The sequence below is a fragment of the Priestia sp. YIM B13491 genome (assembly GCF_042787605.1).
Lineage (GTDB): Bacteria > Bacillota > Bacilli > Bacillales > Bacillaceae_H > Priestia > Priestia megaterium_E.
In genome coordinates this window covers 281,618-300,178 of record NZ_JBHZOR010000001.1, presented here as the reverse complement: position 1 = coordinate 300,178, position 18,561 = coordinate 281,618, and the positions used below count along the sequence as shown (strand labels likewise).

Genomic DNA, 18,561 nt, shown 5'->3' with positions numbered 1-18,561 from the left:
GAACACATTGTGCACTATGCTAAGTCTTATTTATATTGTACACCAAGAAAGAGGAGAATTAAACGGATTTAACCCATTCTTCTACAGTGCCAAGTGCTTTTTCAATTTGGCTAGCGTCTTTTCCTCCAGCTTGCGCCATGTCAGGGCGTCCGCCTCCGCCTCCGCCGCAAATCGTCGCTACTTCTTTAACAAGTTTGCCAGCGTGATGGCCTTTAGCAATTAAATCTTTTGTTACACCTGCAATAATATTTACCTTTTCACCTTGTGGAGAAGCTAATACGATCACAGCGGATTCTAATTTTTGTTTTAAATCGTCAACCATTGCACGAAGGTTATTCATATCCGTTGCATTCACTTTCGCTGCTAGGACATTCACACCATTAATGTTTTGTACGCGGTCAACGAGATTGCCAGCTTCAATATTGCCAAGCTTTGTAGATAGTGAATCATTTTCACGCTGAAGATTACGAATTTCTTCTAGTAATCCTTCAACGCGCCCTACTAAATCACGCGGATTGGATTTTACTTTTGCCGCAGCTTCTTTTAGTAAGCCTACTTGATCGTTCATTAACTGATAGGCAGCTTTTCCAGTTACAGCTTCAATGCGTCGAGTACCTGCACCGATTCCCGATTCTGATACAATTTTAAATAAACCGATAACAGACGTATTTGGCACGTGACATCCACCACATAATTCTAAGCTGTAGTCGCCTACTTGTACTACGCGCACGATATCTCCGTATTTCTCACCAAATAGCGCCATTGCACCCATCGCTTTTGCTTCGTCAATTGCTTTGTTTTCAATTTGTACAGAGATGCTGTCCCAAATCTTTTCATTAACGATTTGTTCAATTTTCTCAAGCTCTTCTTGTGTCACTTGACCAAAGTGAGAGAAGTCAAAGCGCAAGCGATCCGCTGTTACTAAAGAACCCGCTTGATTAACATGCGTTCCTAACGTATCTTTTAATGCTTGATGCAATAAATGCGTTGCCGTATGGTTTTTCACAATCGCACTGCGGTTTTCTTCATCAAGCCCCGCCGTATATGTTTCACCTTTTACAAGCTCACCGTTTGTTACAGCTACCGTTTGGACATTTTGGCCGTTTGGCGCTTTTTGAACGTCTTTTACTTCCGCTGTTCCTGAGGCACTTTGAATCGTACCTTGGTCCGCAATTTGACCGCCGCTTTCTGCGTAGAATGGCGTGTGGCTTAAGATGACTTGCGCTTCTGTTCCAGCTTCAGCGCGGTCAACAAGCTCACCGTCTACAATAATTGCTTCAACAACTGTTTCTACTTCATTTTTATCATAACCAACAAACTCACTTGCAACAGTTACTTCACCAAGTACGCCGCCTTGAACTTGCATAGAGCTAGAATCTTGACGAGCAGCACGTGCACGCTCACGCTGTGCTTCCATTTCGCGTTCAAAACCTGCATGATCAATTTTCATGTTCTCATCTTCTGCATATTCTTCCGTTAATTCAACAGGGAATCCATACGTGTCATATAAACGGAAAACATCTTCGCCTTGTACCATATCACTGTTTTGCGCTTTTTCTTTTTTAATAACGGTTCCCAAAATAGCTAGTCCGTCATTTAACGTTTCGTGAAAACGCTCTTCTTCATTTTTTACTACGCGCTGGATAAAATCCGTTTTTTCCTTTACTTCCGGATAGAAATCAACCATGATTTCACCTACTACCGGCACTAGCTCGTACATGAACGGACGATTAATGTTTAGCTTTTTAGCATAGCGAACTGCTCGGCGTAACAAACGGCGCAGCACATACCCACGACCTTCATTTGAAGGAAGCGCACCATCACCTACAGCAAATGTTACCGTACGAATATGGTCAGCAATAACTTTAAATGCCGTATCTTGCTCATCATTTGTACGATATTTAGCGCCTGAAATGTTTTCTGTTGCTTCAATAATTGGCATAAACAAATCTGTATCAAAGTTTGTTTGCACGTCTTGAATAACAGAAACCATACGCTCTAAGCCCATTCCCGTATCGATGTTTTTCTTTGGAAGCGGCGTGTACGTGCCATCAGGATTGTGATTAAATTGAGAAAATACAAGGTTCCAAATTTCTAAATAACGCTCATTTTCTCCACCTGGATATAATTCCGGATCAGTTAGGTCATTTCCATATGCTTCTCCGCGATCATAAAAGATCTCTGTATTTGGACCACTCGGACCTTCTCCAATATCCCAGAAATTACCTTCTAAACGAATGATGCGCTCTTTAGGCACGCCCATTTTTTCATTCCAAATCTTAAATGCTTCTTCATCTTCGGGGTGAACTGTTACAGATAGCTTATCTGCGTCGAATCCAATCCATTTATCGCTCGTTAAAAATTCCCATGCCCATTGGATGGCTTCTTCTTTGAAATAATCACCGATAGAGAAATTACCAAGCATTTCAAAAAACGTATGATGGCGAGCCGTTTTACCTACGTTTTCGATATCGTTTGTACGAATGGATTTTTGTGCGTTACAAATACGCGGATTTTGAGGAATAACACGACCATCAAAATATTTTTTTAATGTAGCTACTCCACTGTTAATCCATAATAAAGACGGATCTTCATGCGGAACTAAAGATGCGCTTGGTTCTACATCATGGCCTTTTTCTTTAAAGAAATCTAAATACATTTGACGAACTTGTGCTGATGTCAGTTTTTTCATGATTGGTCCTCCTTTAATACTCTTCTTATTTATAGACAAAAAAATGATGACATAAAAGCATCTATTTTCTCTGTGTACAAAAGCAATTACTAGTTATTTGCACACAAAAAAACTCTCATCCCTGTAGCAGGGACGAGAGTTAAACTCGCGGTACCACCCTGATTATAAATGCCAAAAGCATTTATCACCTTCATAGCGTTAACGTTGCTGACACGGCAGGTTTTAGCCTGCACTCTGGACTAGCGTTCCGCTGCTCTTTGTTTAGCGCTTCTTTCAGCCAAGGAAGCCCTTCTCTAAAAACTAGTGTGCAACGTACTCGATCCATCATTGTGTTTAAAATATGTAGCGTTTTCTTATGGCGATATTATGACAAATTAACCGCTCTTTGTCAATGTTTGAGCGTATAAGAGCGGATATGCAAAATAGATATTTTAATGACTGCTAAAATTGGCACAGCCAAAATGAGACCCAATACTCCTCCAAATTCTCCTCCTAAAAGGAGCGCAAGCATGATAAACAAAGGATGAATATGAAGGCTCTTTCCTACGATAAGCGGAGACAGCACATTTCCCTCTAGAAACTGCAGCACAAAGATTATAATGACAATGGTAATAACCAACTTTATCGAGATTGTGGCTGCAATAATAGCCGCTGGAACCGCACCAATAATCGGGCCAAAATAAGGGATGATATTCGTTACGCCAATAATGAAGCCTAAAAGAAGTGCATAAGGCACATGAAAGAACCACAGTGCCGCTGTGGCAATCACACCAATAATGAGACAAACAAAAAATTGCCCTCTAATGTAATTGCCGAGTGATTCATTCACATCCGATAAAAAACGTTCGCCTGGTTTGTGCCACTTTTTAGGCGTGACATAAGCTGTTGCTTTCTTAATAGAGGAAAAATCCTTCAGCATATAAAAAACAATAAATGGAATAATGATTAAAATCAAAAAAGAGGTAATCAATGACTTTAATCCTTCCGCCACTTTTGTAAGCCACACGTTGAGCGTAGCCTCTACATCATCAATGCTGCCTTCAATTTTCTCATGTACACCGTTTGGAAGTGAAGTTGTACGATCATGAATCGATTCTACCCAATGTCTATATGTATTCGTAAAATGAGGCAGCTGTTCGTTTAAATCTTTTACTTGTTCCACAAAAATAGGATACGACTTATAGGCTCCAAACCCGATTCCTCCAAAAAAGATGATGTAGATCAGTAAAATAGCTAGAGGACGAGGCACGCCTTTATCATGCGTTTTTTCAATAAGCGGATGAAGTAAATATGTAATGAATGCTGCAATAAAAAAAGGCAGCAGTGCTTTTAAAAACATGTAAATAACAGGAAGCCATAAAAACTGGACTTTAAAAAAGACTAATATGCACAGCAGCGCTAATAACAGCAGTCCGAATCTATAGAACCATTTGAATGAACTATCTTTCAACGTAAACTCCTCCTCTCTTCTATTTTTTGATAAAGAAAGGAGTTTATACATGCAGTTGTCTCTTCTGCCTGCAAAAAAGCACTATTGCAGCTCAGTGCAATAGTGCTTTTTTTATTAGTGAATAGCTTTCATCATACGTTTACGCATTTTTTTCATATTTCTTTTTGTAAACATCTCTCGATCATCTGCCATTTTAAATGCATAAGCTCCAAGACCGAAAGCGACTACTGACGGAATGATTCTGCCCATTGCTCTTCCTCCCGGTAAAAAAGAATTAGAAATTGATTGTGCGCTCGTCGTCTGAGAATAAATCATCAAGCGAGCTCAATGTTCCATCTTCTTCTACTTGGTGAGTATTAATTTGTCCTTTTGAAATAGTCATTTCAATAAAACAATTCCAGCAGTAATACTGATTTACACCAATTTTGCCAACGTCAATACTTTTACAGTTTGGACATTTAAACAAAGTCGACACCTCTTTATACGTTCTACTTATATAAACGCATTATGTCCACTTCTTTCCATGTCCATACTTTATTTTCTGACAATTAGCAAAGAAGGATGGCAACAAAGGAGTTTATTTAACTCTTTGTTAGCATGCGAAAGGTTACATGAAATCATACGGCGTAACGTTTTCCATCCCAATATTTGCATCTTTCATAAATGGAATTTCGGGATCTTCTATGTCGTTATCCAAGCTTTCTCGAAGCAGCGGCTGTAAATTCGTTTGGCGAACGCTGTCTTCATTTCGGCTAACTCCAAGCTGAAACGCTTCGTCTTCTCCGCATAAAATTAAAAACTGTTTGCTTCGCGTAACGGCGGTATAAAGTAAATTGCGTCGCAGCATCCGGTAATAGCTTTTAACAATTGGAAGCACAACAATGGGAAATTCACTTCCCTGTGATTTATGAATGGAACAGCAGTATGCATGAGTTATTTGATTAAAGTCTTGCTTTGTGTAAGTTACTTCATTTCCTTCATATGAAATAACCAGCATATCCTGTTTTTCCGTATTTTCTTTGGCAAAGAAAACCGAAACGATTTCTCCCATATCTCCGTTAAATACGTTGCTATCCGGCTGATTTACAAGCTGCAGCACTTTATCTCCGACTCGGTACGTAATATCTCCGTGCTTAAGCTCTCTTCTTTGCTCAGAAGCCGGGTTAAATAATTCCTGAAGAACTTCATTCAGTTTATCAATCCCTGCAGGACCTTTATACATAGGAGCTAAAACTTGAATATCTTTAGCCGTATAGCCTTTTTTTAACGCATTCCCGCAAACTTGTTGCACAACGTTCGTAATGTGCTGTCCTTGACAACGAATAAAGGAACGATCTCCTTGCTGCCTCGATAAGTCTTCCGGAAGCTTTCCTTTTTTTATTTCATGAGCCAAATCAATAATTGACGATCCTTCCGCTTGCCTGTATACATCTGTCAGACGGACGGTAGGAACTACTTCGGAACTCAGTAAATCTTTTAATACCTGTCCCGGACCTACTGAAGGAAGCTGGTCTTCGTCTCCAACTAAAATAACCTGTAAATTAGCAGGAAGAGATTTAAACAGCTGATGAGCGAGCCACAAATCTACCATTGATACTTCATCTACAATCAGTAATTTTCCGTCAATTGGATTTTCCTCATTATGATCAAATCCTTCTTGTCCGTTCCATTTTAATAATCGGTGAATCGTAACTGCCGGAAGTCCCGTCGCTTCGCTCATTCGTTTAGCAGCTCGTCCCGTAGGTGCCACAAGTAAAACAGGAAAAGCCTCATCTTTTTTATAGTCCCCTGGATTTAACGAACATCCGTGAAGTTCTGCATAAAGTTCGACTATTCCTTTAATAACCGTTGTTTTTCCTGTACCTGGTCCACCTGTTAAGAGAAGCATTGGAGACATTAAAGCGGTTTGTATACCCTTGCGCTGAGACGGTGCATATTGGACGTCTAACCGCTCTTCTAGTTCACCCAGAGCCAATAAGAATTCTGATTCCGGAAACTGCTCTTCGTACTGCGTTTGAGCCATAATTTTTTGAATAGCTTTAACCAGCCCTTTTTCAGCATAGAAAAGGGGAGGAAAATAAATTTTTTCGTCTTGGATGATAAGCTTTTTATCTGCTTTTAATGCGTCCACTTCTCTTGTAAGATCCATTTCAGACAGATTCTCATGCCTGCTTTTCCGAAGAAGCTCTGCTGTTTTTCCATACAGCTGGTCTGCCGTAACGTATACATGCCCCATTTGATTGCATTCTTGCTCAATGACGTATAAAATACCTGCGCGCAAACGATCAGGATGATTGGTTGCCATACCAAGCCTCTTTCCAAGTTCATCGGCCCTGCTAAAACCAATACCTTGAATATCTTCTACGAGCTGATAAGGATTATTTTGAACAATTTCAAGCGCTTCTTGTTTATACGCTTGGAAAATCTTCATCGAAAGCTGCGGTCCAAACCCGAGGTCTGTCAGCTTTACCATTACTTCTTCTAACCCTTGATGTTCACGAAGCTGCGTGACTAAAGCTTCTGCCTTGTCGGCTGAAAGCCTCGGAACCTCTTTTAGCACAGACTCATTTTGCAAAATACGAAAAATAGCGCGTTCTCCTAGGGCGTCCACAATGTTTTCAGCGGTTTTTTTACCGATGCCGTGAAATAAATCGCTAGACAGGTACTGAACAACCCCTTGCCTTGATTGCGGAAGTTCTTTTTTAAACTGTTCAACATGAAACTGCAGACCAAACTTTGGATGCTCTTTGAAGTCTCCGTAAAACGTGTATACTTCATCTTCATTCAGCTTAGGAAAATAGCCTGTAACGACCGTTTCTTTATCTTCAATCTCTAAATTTGTTTTTTTGATCCGTATCCGCGTAACGTTATATAAGTTTTCTTCGTTATGAAAGACCGTTACAATCGACGTGCCGCTTATATAATGACGTTCTGGCTGTGAAGGGTTCACTTGTTCTTCGTTCATGTTATCCTTCCTTTACCCGCTTTCTTAATGTTCTAATGTAGACAGCACTTGTTTGGCATTTGCTGCCATTACGTGATCTGGCTGCACGTTTAAAGCTTCATCTAACATCTCAATCGCCTTGTCTTTGTCATCTTTCATAGCATAAGCTACGCCTAAATTATAAAAAGCATCGGCATGTTCTGGCTCTTGATTGACTACCTTAAGAAATTCAGCAATTGCTTCATCTACCATTTCGAGCTGTGCTAAACAAAGACCGTACTGAAATTTTGCTTCTACATCATGTTCGTTTAGTTCTACCGCCCGCTGAAGATAAGGCATCGCGAAACGAATTTCTTCCATATGAAACAGCGTTAAACCAAGCATAAAGTACGCATCGGATGAGTCTAAGCCTTTTTTGATTGCTAAATCAAAGTAGTGCTTTGCCTGCTCAAGCTGCTCTGCATTAAAATAAATATTTCCTGCTCCGTAATACGCTGTTGCCGTTTCTTCATCTAATTCAATCGCACGTTCATAAAATTTCAAAGCACGATCCATCTCACTAACAGCCGCTAACAAATTGCCAAAATTCACATACACAATTGGATCTTTTGGATTATCTTCAATTGCTTCTGAAAATGTTTTAGCAGCCTCTTCAAATTTCCCTTCCTGCATATACTGGATTCCTAGCTGATTTTTATCTGTCATTTTTTCGTTCACTCCACTGTTTTAGTTATGATTTAAAAGATTTTCACATCATGAAAATCTACAATATGTAAGTTATTAGTTTACCCAATAAGTAAAGTATATCATAGAAAAACCTCAGCTATATACGGCCGAGGTTTTTCGTTCTTGCTTATATGAATTATACGTACCAGATTTGCTCTTCTTCTTGAAATACTTTGTCAATTGTTGCTCCGCCAAGACATTCATCGTCTTTGTAAAACACAACTGCTTGACCTGGCGTAATTGCGCGAACAGGTTCAGCAAAAATAACCTTAATTGTATCATCATCGACTTTTTCAACAGTTACTGCTGAATCGGTTTGACGATAGCGGAATTTTGCTGTACACGTCATTGGTGACGACCAGTCAAGGTCGCTTACCCAGCTGACATTGGTTGCTGTAAGAGATGTAGAATAGAGCAGCTCATTGTGAAAGCCTTGATCGACGTACAAAACATTTTTTTCTAAATCTTTTCCGACTACAAACCAAGGTTCACCGCTGCCTCCAATACCTAAACCATGGCGTTGGCCAATTGTATAGTACATGAGACCGTCATGCTTGCCTTTCACTTCGCCGTCAAGCGTTTGCATTACACCTGGCTGAGCAGGAAGATACTGACTTAAAAATTCTTTGAAGTTGCGTTCACCAATAAAGCAAATACCTGTGCTGTCTTTTTTCGTTGCTGTAGCAAGGCCTGCTTCTTTTGCAATTTCACGCACTTTTGATTTCTCAATTTCACCAATCGGGAACATTACTTTGGAAAGCTGATCTTGTCCTAATTGATTTAAGAAATACGTTTGATCTTTATTTCCATCTACGCCTCGAAGCATTTTATACTCCCCGTCGCGGTACGCAACGCGTGCATAATGTCCTGTCGCTAGATAATCTGCTCCTAGCGTCATTGCATGCTCTAAAAAGGCTTTGAATTTAATTTCTTTATTACACATTACATCAGGATTCGGTGTACGACCTGCTTTATATTCATCTAAAAAGTAGGTAAATACTTTATCCCAATATTGTTTTTCAAAGTTGACTGCATAGTAGGGAATACCAATTTGATTACATACGCGAATAACATCGTTATAATCTTCAGTCGCAGTACAAACGCCGTTTTCATCCGTATCGTCCCAGTTTTTCATAAAGATTCCGATCACATCGTATCCTTGTTGTTTTAATAAAAGAGCTGCTACAGATGAATCAACGCCTCCGCTCATTCCGACTACTACACGTGTATCTTTAGGTGATTTTGTCAACTTCGCCACCTCCGTTTTCTTCATTTTAATTAAATTGTTCGCTAAAAAGCGAAAGAAACGACACAAACCATCAGTGAGGGATGAAGACCCTACTGATGGCTGCTATTTACATCGTTAGTCGCTTAACGATGTTTGCTGTTTGACGTGCGGTTTTTTCAATTTGCTCAGCTGAGTTTCCTAAGCCAAAGCTAAATCGAATAGAAGTTGTTAAACGTTCAGACCCTTTTCCAAACATAGCTACAAGCACATGAGAAGGATCGATTGCTCCCGCTGTGCAAGCTGAACCGCTCGATGCCGCAATTCCTGCTAAGTCTAAATTTACGAGCATCGATTCAACATTTGTTTTTGGAAATGATAAATTTAACACATGTGGCAGAGCATTTTCAAGATGTCCGTTAATTTCAAACGAAATACCTTCTTCTTTCAACACAGCTACCATTATTTCTTTGTATCTTCTATATTCATCTGCACGTGTTTGCAGCGTTTGTTGCGAAATTTTCACAGCTTCTTCAAACCCGACAATACTTGTCATGTTCTCAGTTCCAGCTCGTCGTTTGCGCTCTTGTTCTCCTCCAAATAGCAAAGGAGACAGTGAAACGTGAGCAGCTGCATATAAAAAGCCCATCCCTTTTGGTCCGTTAATTTTATGAGCCGAAACGGATAAAAGATCGACACCTAATTGTTGCACATTTAACGGAATTAATCCATAAGCTTGCACTGCATCCGTATGGAAATATGCTCCATGCTCTTTTAATAGAACTCCAATTTCTCCAATTGGCTGAATAGCACCTACTTCATTATTTCCAAACATCACCGACACAAGAATTGTTTGATCGGTCAGGGCTGATTTTATTTCATCCATAGATACTTGTCCGTACTCATTAACTGGCAAGTAAGTCACTTCAAAGCCCTGTGTTTCTAAATATTCACACGTATGAAGCACAGCGTGGTGTTCAATTTGCGTGGTAATAATATGATTTCCTTTATGGCGGTTTGCAAGAGCTACTCCGATCAGTGCCATATTATCTGCTTCTGTCCCACCACTTGTAAAAATCAGTTCATTTTCGTGTGCTCCAATACTTGCTGCAATCGTTTGGCGAGCTTCGTCTAAATAGCGTCGACTTTCCCGCCCGTAGTGATGAATACTAGACGGATTTCCAAAGTACTCATGCATAAAAGTCGTCATTTTCTCAACGACTGCTGGATGTATTGGAGACGTTGCTGCATGATCAACATAAATACGTTCCAAAATAAACGCCTCCTAGCTCATTATTAAATATAAAACATATAAGACGCTTGATCATCATCAGAATGATTTGCTAAATCTTCAAGCGTTGTACTATCTAGCACTTCTTTAACCGCATCTCGAATACGAATCCACAGCTCGCGTTTTGCAGGCTCTTCATCTTCAATTCCTTCTACAGGACTAATAGGACCTTCTAAAACAGAAATAATATCTCCAGAAGTAATGTTAGCAGGTTCATGTGCTAAGATGTAACCTCCATAAGCTCCGCGCACGCTTTTTACAAGCCCAGCGTTACGCAGCGGTGAAATAAGCTGCTCTAAATAATGTTCAGATAAGTCATGCGTTTGAGCAATAGTTTTAAGCGAGATAGGACCTTCGCCAAAGCGCTTCGCAAGCTCAATCATAATCGTTAAACCGTAGCGTCCTTTTGTTGAAATTTTCATACGATACACTCCTTCAATACACTTTTTTTATTTATGAAAAAAATAAGACCCTCACGTTGTCACTGAATACTGTGATGAGTCGTTTTTTACTAAGCTATATGAACTTCTCTATACGCATTTCTTGCAAATGTAACTGTTGATATTATAACATACTATGCCTATAAGATAAATTTCCACCACCTATTCACCTCTTATGATACAGTGAAAGAAAAGAAAGGAGAAAAATATGGCTACAAAACCTCTCGCATTTCGAATGCGTCCGACTCATTTAGATGATGTTATCGGACAGCAGCATTTAGTTGGCAAAGATAAAATGATTTATCGAATGGTAAAAGCAAATCACTTAAGCTCGATGATTTTATATGGACCTCCAGGCGTTGGAAAAACAACAATTGCCACAGCTATTGCAAAAACAACCAACACGGCGTTTCGTCAGTTGAATGCCGTTGTAAACAATAAAAAAGATATGGAAATTGTCGCCGAAGAAGCCAAAATGTCAGGCAAAGTAATTCTCCTGTTAGATGAAGTTCATCGCCTTGACAAAGCCAAGCAAGACTTTTTGCTTCCTTATTTAGAAAATGGCATGATCATTCTAATCGGAGCGACAACAAGTAACCCTTATCACGCAATTAATCCTGCTATTCGAAGCAGATGCCAAATCTTCGAATTAAAATCTCTTACGCCAGATGATATCAAAATGGCGCTAACAAGGGCACTCAACGACTCATCCAACGGATTTGGGGATAGAAAAATTATCATAGAAGATGACGCCATGAACCACTTTGCCAACAGCTGTAACGGTGACGTGCGCTCGGCTTTGAATGCTCTGGAACTGGCTGTTTTATCAACAGGCGAAAGCGATGGTAAAATCGTTATTACCTTACAAACGGCAGAAGAATGTCTGCAGCAAAAATATTTTTCACATGATAAAAATGGTGACGCTCACTATGATGTATTATCGGCTTTTCAAAAATCGATTCGCGGCAGCGACGTAAATGCCGCTCTTCATTATTTGGGACGGCTAATTGAAGCAGGAGACTTGATCAGCATCAATCGTCGCCTTTTAGTCATTGCCTATGAAGACATTGGACTAGCTGATCCGGATGCCGGCATGAGAACTCTCGCAGCCATTCAAGCAACTGAGCGATTAGGACTCCCAGAAGCACGTATCCCGCTTGCAAACGCCGTTATTGAGCTTTGCCTATCACCGAAATCCAACGCTGCTTACAAAGCATTAGATGAAGCGATAAGCGATATTAAAAAAGGGCTGTCCGGCGACGTTCCCCCTCATTTGAAGGATGCTCATTACAAAGGAGCAGAGAACCTTGGCCGAGGCGTTGAATATCAATACCCGCATGATTTTGATAACGGATGGGTCCTTCAACAGTATTTACCGGATCGCATCAAAAACAAACAATATTTTCATCCTAAACAAAATGGACAAGAAAAATACTTTTCAAAAGTTTTCAATCGTTTAGAGACATTAAAAAAAGAAAATGGCTGAAACTGTTGCTCAGTTTCAAAGCCATTTTCTTTTTTGTCTTTATCTATTAAGCTGCACTTTTAACGTCTTTTCGTTTTTTCGTTTTTGTTGAACCTTTAAAGTAGCTGTCTAAAAGTTTAGCGACTAAACGAGCGACTATGTTAAATAACAGAACCATAATGATTAGAATAGCAGCTGACTTTGTTGCAATCAATCTTGCATCAGGTACGATTCCTTCAGAGTTTAATTTCCAAATGTGAACGGCAAGCGTCTCTGCTGGTCGAAAAATATTAAACGGGTTTACAGGACTTGTTAAGTCGGCATTTGAATTTAACATCGGCGTCGTTAAGCCAGCCGTATAAATCAACGCAGCTGCCTCTCCAAAGATTCGTCCCGCTGTTAAAATAACGCCTGTGATAATTTGTTGAATCGCTGATGGAATGACGACTTTGACAATTGTCTGCCATTTAGTTGCACCTAAACCTAAACTTGCTTCTTTTACACTCGCAGGAACAGATGCAATCGCACTTTCACATACGCGCGTTAAACCCGGTAAATTCAAAATTGTAATCACAAGTGCTCCGCCGATAAGCGTATAGCCCCAGCCGGAAAATGTGACGAAAATTAATAATCCAAATAAACCAACTACAATGGACGGTAATGACGCCATTGTTTCAATACATAAGCGGACGAAATTTAAAAAACGACCTTGCTTCGCGTACTCCGCTAAGTAAATTCCGGCTCCTAAACCAAGAGGAATAGAAATGATCAGCGTTAAAACAAGCATGTAGAACGAGTTAAACAGCTGTGGTCCGATACCGCCTCCTGCCATCGTATTGCTTGGCTTTCCAAATAAAAAGTTCGGATCCCAAAATCCCCAGCCTTTAGCGATAATTTCAACAACTAAATACACTAATAGCAACACAACTAGAGCGGCAATGCCATAAAAAATACCTGTCCATATATTATTTACTGTGCGTGCATTTTTGTTTCTCATTGATGAGCACCTCGTTTCCCAATTGCTCGGATAATTAAAATGAACACGAAAGAAATAAGCAGTAAAATCATGGCTAACGTCCATAATGCGTTATTCCATGCCGTTCCGTTTAGCGTATTAGACATATCCATTGTTAAAATACCTGTTAATGTTGCCGTTGGGCTATATAAGCTTTCAGGAAGCTTAACCGTATTTCCGATAACCATTTGAACAGCTAGCGCTTCTCCGAATGCGCGGGCAAGCCCTAACACGATACCTGTTAAAATACCTGTTTTAGCAGATGGAATAATGACTCGGCTAATTGCCTGCCATCTTGTTGAACCTAGTCCATAAGAAGCTTCTAAATATTCAGGTGCTACGCTTCGAATTGCATCGTCAGCAATACTTGCAATTGTCGGAAGAATCATGACGCTTAAGACAATAATTCCGGCAATCAAACTAAAGCCCACTCCGCCGAAGTTATCGCGAAGAAGCGGTACTAAAATGGTAACCCCTAAAAGGCCGTATACCACTGAAGGAACTCCGACTAAAAGTTCTAAAACCGGTCGTAAAACCGTTGACCCAAATTTAGGCGAAATATAGTTGTTAAAAATGGCGATAGCAATTCCAATTGGAGCACTTATAATAACGGCTCCGATCGATACAAGCATGGAACCCAGGATAAACACAAGTGCCCCGTATTCTTTATTGTTTGGGCTCCATTTTGTTGAAGTCAACATTTCACCGATTGATATATTACTTTGTAAAAATGACTGTATGCCTTTTTCACAAATAAATACGATAATAGCTAACGTAACAAGTACAATTAAAATACCGCAAAATGTAGAAAGCGTACGGCCAATGTATTCGCTTTTTACATAATTAATGGATTTTTTCCCCTTCATCGCTCTGTCTCCTTACATATTCAGTATATATTCGCTTTTCTTTTTATTCGCTATATACTTTATTAACATTCAAATAGAATAAGACTGACTGTGTTAGTCAGCCCTATTCTTTTTAAAAACACTCTTATTTTTTGAACTCAGTCATTGGGATATATCCCATATCTTCTACTTGCTTAGCAAAGTCTTTACCAGCTACATAGTCAATGTACTCTTTTGCACCATCTTTTGGCTCACCGTTTGTAATCATGTACTCATAAGACCAAAACGGATATTTTTTAGAAACAATGTTTTCTGTTGTTGGCTCCACACCATCAATATTAAGCATTTTTAGACTTTCTTTTTTATCGCCAATTAAATACGACATAGCAAGGTAACTTACTGCTCCTGGCGTTGAGTTTACTGATTGCTCAACCGCTCCGTTTGAATCTTGAGCTGTACCAACGCTGTCATTTACTTTTGCGTCACCCATTAATGTTTTCTCGAATGTAGCACGTGTACCAGATGATGCTGGACGGTTGATTACGTTAATTTTTTCGTCGTTTCCGCCAACTTCTTTCCAGTTTTTAATTTCACCAGAGAAAATCTTTTGAATTTGCTCTTGTGTTAACGATTCTACTTTTACATCTTTATTTACAACAAGTGCGAACCCAATGCCCGCTACTTTCGTATCGACAAGTTTATCTGCTTTTGATTTATCTTCGATTTTATCGGCTGCTGGAACGTCAGAGTTTCCGATGTCAACTGCTCCTGATGCTACTTGGTTAACACCAGTTCCACTACCTCCACCTTGTACCGTTACTGAAAGGTTTGGATATTTTTCAGTAATTCCATTCGCTGCTTCTTCTGCAAGTGGTTGTAAAGCTGTAGATCCCGCTGCTGTTAACGTACCTGACACTTCTTCTTTGCTGCCCGAACCACTGTCGTTGCTTGCTCCGTCTTTACCACATGCTGCTAGTGCTCCTACCATTAAAAAAGCTGCTAATGTTACTTTAAAACCCTTTGTTTTCATTACATTACCCTCCAATAAATATATGTGTAATTAGTACTAGTCCTTTGTACTCGAACAACAGGTACAAGACACATTATACGAGTAGATTGTTGTCTTTATATGAAGTGAATTTTAAGTTACTGTAAACTTACTTATTTGGGGTTTATTTTTTCTTATTTCTATTAAAACCCTTGATATATAAGACTTTCTGGACATTACTGTAGAAGATACAAAAGAAAGAAAGCCAAAACGTAAATTTTATGTAAATAAAGCGTTAAATAAATTTACATAAATCTCTTTTTTTAATACAGTGTAAATTCACCATCAAGCCATATTTTTCAATTTATTAGTACTTTTTATACATATCAAACAGAAGATTCCATCCAAAGCATAAATAGAACAGATATTTCCATAAAAAAAAGAAGGCTGCGATAGCCTTCTTTTTATTGATCACCTACGCGGCGAATCTTAATATCAGTTAATAATTCATTGATAACATGACCGCCCATAATTAATCCTGCTACAGATGGAACAAAAGCATTAGAAGATGGGGGCATTTTCGCTTTTCGAATTTGCGCTTGATCGTTTCCTACTTCTTTGCGAACTTCTTCGCGAATAACGATTGGACGTTCATCAGAAAAAACGACGTTAATTCCTTTGCGAATTCCTTCTTTACGCAGACGAGTACGAACCACTTTTGCAATCGGATCTGTATGTGTCTTTGAAATGTCTGCAATTTTGAAACGTGTTGGATCCATTTTATTCGCAGCACCCATACTTGAAATAATCGGAATATCACGTTTTAAACATTCTTTCATTAAATGAATTTTATACGAAATCGTATCGGATGCATCCACTACGAAGTCCGGTTCGTAACTAAAGAACTCTTCATACGTTTCTTCCGTATAAAACATTTGAAGAGAAACGACGTCACAGTCTGGGTTAATATCTAAAATACGCTGTTTCATTAATTCTGTCTTGGGCTGACCTACCGTAGAAAGCAGCGCGTGAATTTGACGATTTACGTTTGTAATATCAACATCGTCTTTATCTACAAGAATTAAACGCCCTACTCCTGACCTAGCCAAAGCCTCAGCAGAAAACGACCCTACTCCTCCTATCCCTAAAATAGCAACTGTGCTGCCTTTTAAAGTAGCTAGCCCTTCTTTTCCTATCGCCAGTTCATTACGCGAAAACTGATGCAACATGTTAAAACACTCCTCTATTAAATACACTAACGTGTATGAATAATTCAAATAAACAACGAAATTGACTATACCATATTTTTAGCAAAACGAACATGAGCATTCGTTATTTATCCATAAAAAAACTCTATGCAAATAATTACATAGAGGATTTTTTATATGTATGCTAGTCCCGATCGTGCCGTCTCGAGTGCCTTCGTTTTGAACCCGCTCTCGGCAGGTGGGTGCTCTGCTTTAACCATTGTAAGTCCTCGAGATGAGGCATGTACGCTCGTTAAAAACTCCGAGCTCCCAAGCAAAAAATTGTTCGGTCAAAACTGGATTAAGGACGAACACATCAGGACTATTTAGTTCTTGAAAGTATCTTATCACAGAAAAAATCACTTTGCAATTAATAAGTAAAACAAAAAAATCGAGCCTGTCACTGGAACGTGACAGGCTCGATTTAACAGACGGTTCAATCGATTACGCTTCTGTTTTTTGCTTTTTTACCTGCAAATGCAGCTCGTCTAATTGCGCTTCACTTACTTCACCAGGTGCATTTGTTAATAGACAGCTTGCACTTGCTGTTTTAGGGAAGGCAATTGTATCACGCAAGTTTGTGCGTCCTGCTAGAAGCATAACTAAACGGTCAAGACCTAACGCAATTCCGCCGTGAGGAGGAGTACCGTATTCAAATGCTTCAAGTAAGAAACCAAACTGCTCATATGCTTCTTCTAATGTAAATCCAAGCGTTTTAAACATTTTTTCTTGAATATCACGCTCGTAAATACGTAAAGATCCTCCGCCAAGTTCGTAGCCATTCAATACTAAGTCATATGCTTGTGCACGGACTTGTCCAGGATCGCTTTCTAACATTGGTAAATCTTCACGAACTGGCATTGTGAATGGATGATGAGCCGCGTAGTAACGGTTGTCTTCTTCGTCATGCTCAAGAAGAGGCCAATCTGTTACCCATAGGAAGTTAAATTTCGTTTCATCAATAATTCCTTGTTCTTTTGCAAGCTTTAGGCGAAGAGCGCCAAGTGCATCTGCTACAACTGACTTTTTATCAGCTACAAATAAAAGTAAATCTCCTTCTTCCGTTTGAAGAGCTTCCGCAAATTGCTTTTGCTCATCTTCATTGAAGAATTTTGCAATCGGTCCTTTTAAGCCGTCAGCTTCAACTTTCAGCCATGCTAACCCTTTAGCACCGTAAATTTTCACGAACTCTGTTAGAGCATCGATATCTTTACGTGAATAGCTAGAAGCGGCACCTTTTACGTTAATGGCTTTTACTTCTCCGCCGTTTTCAACTGCTGCGCTAAATACTTTGAATCCGCAGTCTTTCACAAGCTCTGATAAGTTGACTAGCTCCATTTCAAAACGTGTATCCGGCTTATCTGAACCGTAGCGACTCATCGCTTCATCATATGACATGCGCGGGAAAGGCGTCGTTATATCTAAATCTTTTACGCGCTTCATTACTTTAGACATCATTTCTTCCGTCATTGTCATGATGTCCTCTTGAGATAAAAATGATGTTTCAATATCGATTTGAGTAAATTCAGGCTGACGATCTGCACGCAAGTCTTCATCACGGAAGCAGCGAGCGATTTGATAATAACGCTCAACTCCGCTTACCATTAGCAGCTGCTTGAAGATTTGCGGTGATTGAGGAAGAGCATAAAACTCCCCTTCGTGCACGCGGCTTGGTACAAGATAATCACGTGCGCCTTCTGGCGTACTTTTCGTTAAAATAGGTGTTTCAACATCTAAAAAGTCATTTTGATCTAAGAAGTCACGAATTGTTTTTGTAATGTCATTGCGCATTTTAAGCGTGTTAAACATCTCAGAACGTCGAAGATCTAAATAACGATATTTTAATCGAACATCTTCTGATACTTCCGTTTGATCCGCAATAGCAAAAGGAGGTGTTTTGGCTTTGTTTAATACCGTAATCTGCTCAGCGTGAACTTCAATTTTACCTGTTTTTAAGTTCGGGTTAACGGTTCCCTCTTCACGAGCTACAACAGTTCCTTGCACTTCCAGTACGAATTCATTACGTACATCTTCAGCAATTTTTAGCGCTTCAGCAGATTTTTCAGGATTAAATACAACCTGTACAACTCCGCCGCGGTCGCGTAAATCAATAAAGATTAATCCCCCTAAATCACGGCGTTTTTGAACCCATCCTTTTAATAGAACTGTTTCGCCAGTTGCTTGTTCTGTTACATCACCACAGTAGTATGAACGTTTTGTCATCATGGTTCCC

The 18,561-nt window shown here is 39.5% G+C and carries 15 protein-coding genes, 1 other RNA gene and 1 other annotated feature; of the genes, 1 reads left to right on the top strand and 15 read right to left on the bottom strand.

Annotation, left to right across the window (positions count from 1 at the left end):
• Positions 1 to 58: 58 nt before the first annotated feature.
• The 9 genes from alaS to cymR form a co-directional block, all read right to left on the bottom strand.
• Positions 59 to 2,692, bottom strand: a complete 2,634-nt coding sequence (gene alaS / locus ACFX4E_RS01450; RefSeq protein ID WP_028410594.1) for an alanine--tRNA ligase — start codon at positions 2,690 to 2,692, stop codon at positions 59 to 61.
• 125 nt (positions 2,693 to 2,817) lie between these two features.
• Positions 2,818 to 3,029: a binding site (T-box leader), on the bottom strand.
• A 51-nt stretch (positions 3,030 to 3,080) separates the two neighbouring features.
• Complete coding sequence (locus ACFX4E_RS01445) at positions 3,081 to 4,142, bottom strand: AI-2E family transporter (RefSeq protein ID WP_013059290.1); 1,062 nt, start codon at positions 4,140 to 4,142, stop codon at positions 3,081 to 3,083.
• A 114-nt stretch (positions 4,143 to 4,256) separates the two neighbouring features.
• A complete protein-coding gene (locus ACFX4E_RS01440) occupies positions 4,257 to 4,391 on the bottom strand; it encodes a YrzQ family protein (RefSeq protein ID WP_013059291.1) in 135 nt (44 codons plus the stop codon).
• Between the two features lie 25 nt (positions 4,392 to 4,416).
• Positions 4,417 to 4,608, bottom strand: a complete 192-nt coding sequence (locus ACFX4E_RS01435; protein WP_013059292.1) for a hypothetical protein — start codon at positions 4,606 to 4,608, stop codon at positions 4,417 to 4,419.
• A gap of 141 nt (positions 4,609 to 4,749) precedes the next feature.
• Complete coding sequence (gene recD2 / locus ACFX4E_RS01430) at positions 4,750 to 7,107, bottom strand: SF1B family DNA helicase RecD2 (RefSeq protein WP_013059293.1); 2,358 nt, start codon at positions 7,105 to 7,107, stop codon at positions 4,750 to 4,752.
• 24 nt (positions 7,108 to 7,131) lie between these two features.
• Positions 7,132 to 7,791, bottom strand: a complete 660-nt coding sequence (locus ACFX4E_RS01425) for a tetratricopeptide repeat protein (protein ID WP_013085089.1) — start codon at positions 7,789 to 7,791, stop codon at positions 7,132 to 7,134.
• Between the two features lie 157 nt (positions 7,792 to 7,948).
• Positions 7,949 to 9,061, bottom strand: a complete 1,113-nt coding sequence (gene mnmA / locus ACFX4E_RS01420; protein ID WP_028410593.1) for a tRNA 2-thiouridine(34) synthase MnmA — start codon at positions 9,059 to 9,061, stop codon at positions 7,949 to 7,951.
• 106 nt (positions 9,062 to 9,167) lie between these two features.
• Positions 9,168 to 10,310: a cysteine desulfurase family protein gene (locus ACFX4E_RS01415; RefSeq protein ID WP_028410592.1), complete on the bottom strand. Its 1,143-nt coding sequence runs from the start codon at positions 10,308 to 10,310 to the stop codon at positions 9,168 to 9,170.
• A gap of 23 nt (positions 10,311 to 10,333) precedes the next feature.
• Positions 10,334 to 10,750 carry a cysteine metabolism transcriptional regulator CymR gene (gene cymR, locus ACFX4E_RS01410; RefSeq protein ID WP_013059297.1) on the bottom strand — a complete coding sequence of 139 codons (417 nt, stop codon included), beginning with the start codon at positions 10,748 to 10,750 and terminating at the stop codon, positions 10,334 to 10,336.
• Positions 10,751 to 10,976: 226 nt separating this feature from the next.
• On the opposite strand from cymR, the gene ACFX4E_RS01405 reads away from it, so the two are divergent.
• Positions 10,977 to 12,254, top strand: coding sequence for a replication-associated recombination protein A (locus tag ACFX4E_RS01405; protein ID WP_028410591.1), 1,278 nt, complete (start codon positions 10,977 to 10,979; stop codon positions 12,252 to 12,254).
• A gap of 46 nt (positions 12,255 to 12,300) precedes the next feature.
• On the opposite strand, the gene pstA is transcribed toward ACFX4E_RS01405, so the two are convergent.
• The 6 genes from pstA to aspS all read right to left on the bottom strand — a co-directional run bounded on the left by pstA (position 12,301) and on the right by aspS (position 18,551).
• Positions 12,301 to 13,230 carry a phosphate ABC transporter permease PstA gene (gene pstA, locus ACFX4E_RS01400; RefSeq protein ID WP_028410590.1) on the bottom strand — a complete coding sequence of 310 codons (930 nt, stop codon included), beginning with the start codon at positions 13,228 to 13,230 and terminating at the stop codon, positions 12,301 to 12,303.
• Positions 13,227 to 14,114: a phosphate ABC transporter permease subunit PstC gene (pstC, locus tag ACFX4E_RS01395; RefSeq protein WP_013059300.1), complete on the bottom strand. Its 888-nt coding sequence runs from the start codon at positions 14,112 to 14,114 to the stop codon at positions 13,227 to 13,229. Before pstC ends, pstA begins: the two co-directional genes overlap by 4 nt.
• 124 nt (positions 14,115 to 14,238) lie before the next feature.
• On the bottom strand, positions 14,239 to 15,123 hold the full coding sequence (locus ACFX4E_RS01390) for a phosphate ABC transporter substrate-binding protein PstS family protein (protein WP_028410589.1): 885 nt from the start codon (positions 15,121 to 15,123) through the stop codon (positions 14,239 to 14,241).
• 422 nt (positions 15,124 to 15,545) lie between these two features.
• Positions 15,546 to 16,310 carry a tRNA threonylcarbamoyladenosine dehydratase gene (locus ACFX4E_RS01385; RefSeq protein ID WP_028410588.1) on the bottom strand — a complete coding sequence of 255 codons (765 nt, stop codon included), beginning with the start codon at positions 16,308 to 16,310 and terminating at the stop codon, positions 15,546 to 15,548.
• A 162-nt stretch (positions 16,311 to 16,472) separates the two neighbouring features.
• Positions 16,473 to 16,654: non-coding RNA, 6S RNA (gene ssrS, locus ACFX4E_RS01380), on the bottom strand.
• A 118-nt stretch (positions 16,655 to 16,772) separates the two neighbouring features.
• Complete coding sequence (gene aspS, locus ACFX4E_RS01375) at positions 16,773 to 18,551, bottom strand: aspartate--tRNA ligase (RefSeq protein WP_028410587.1); 1,779 nt, start codon at positions 18,549 to 18,551, stop codon at positions 16,773 to 16,775.
• Between the last annotated feature and the right edge of the window lie 10 nt (positions 18,552 to 18,561).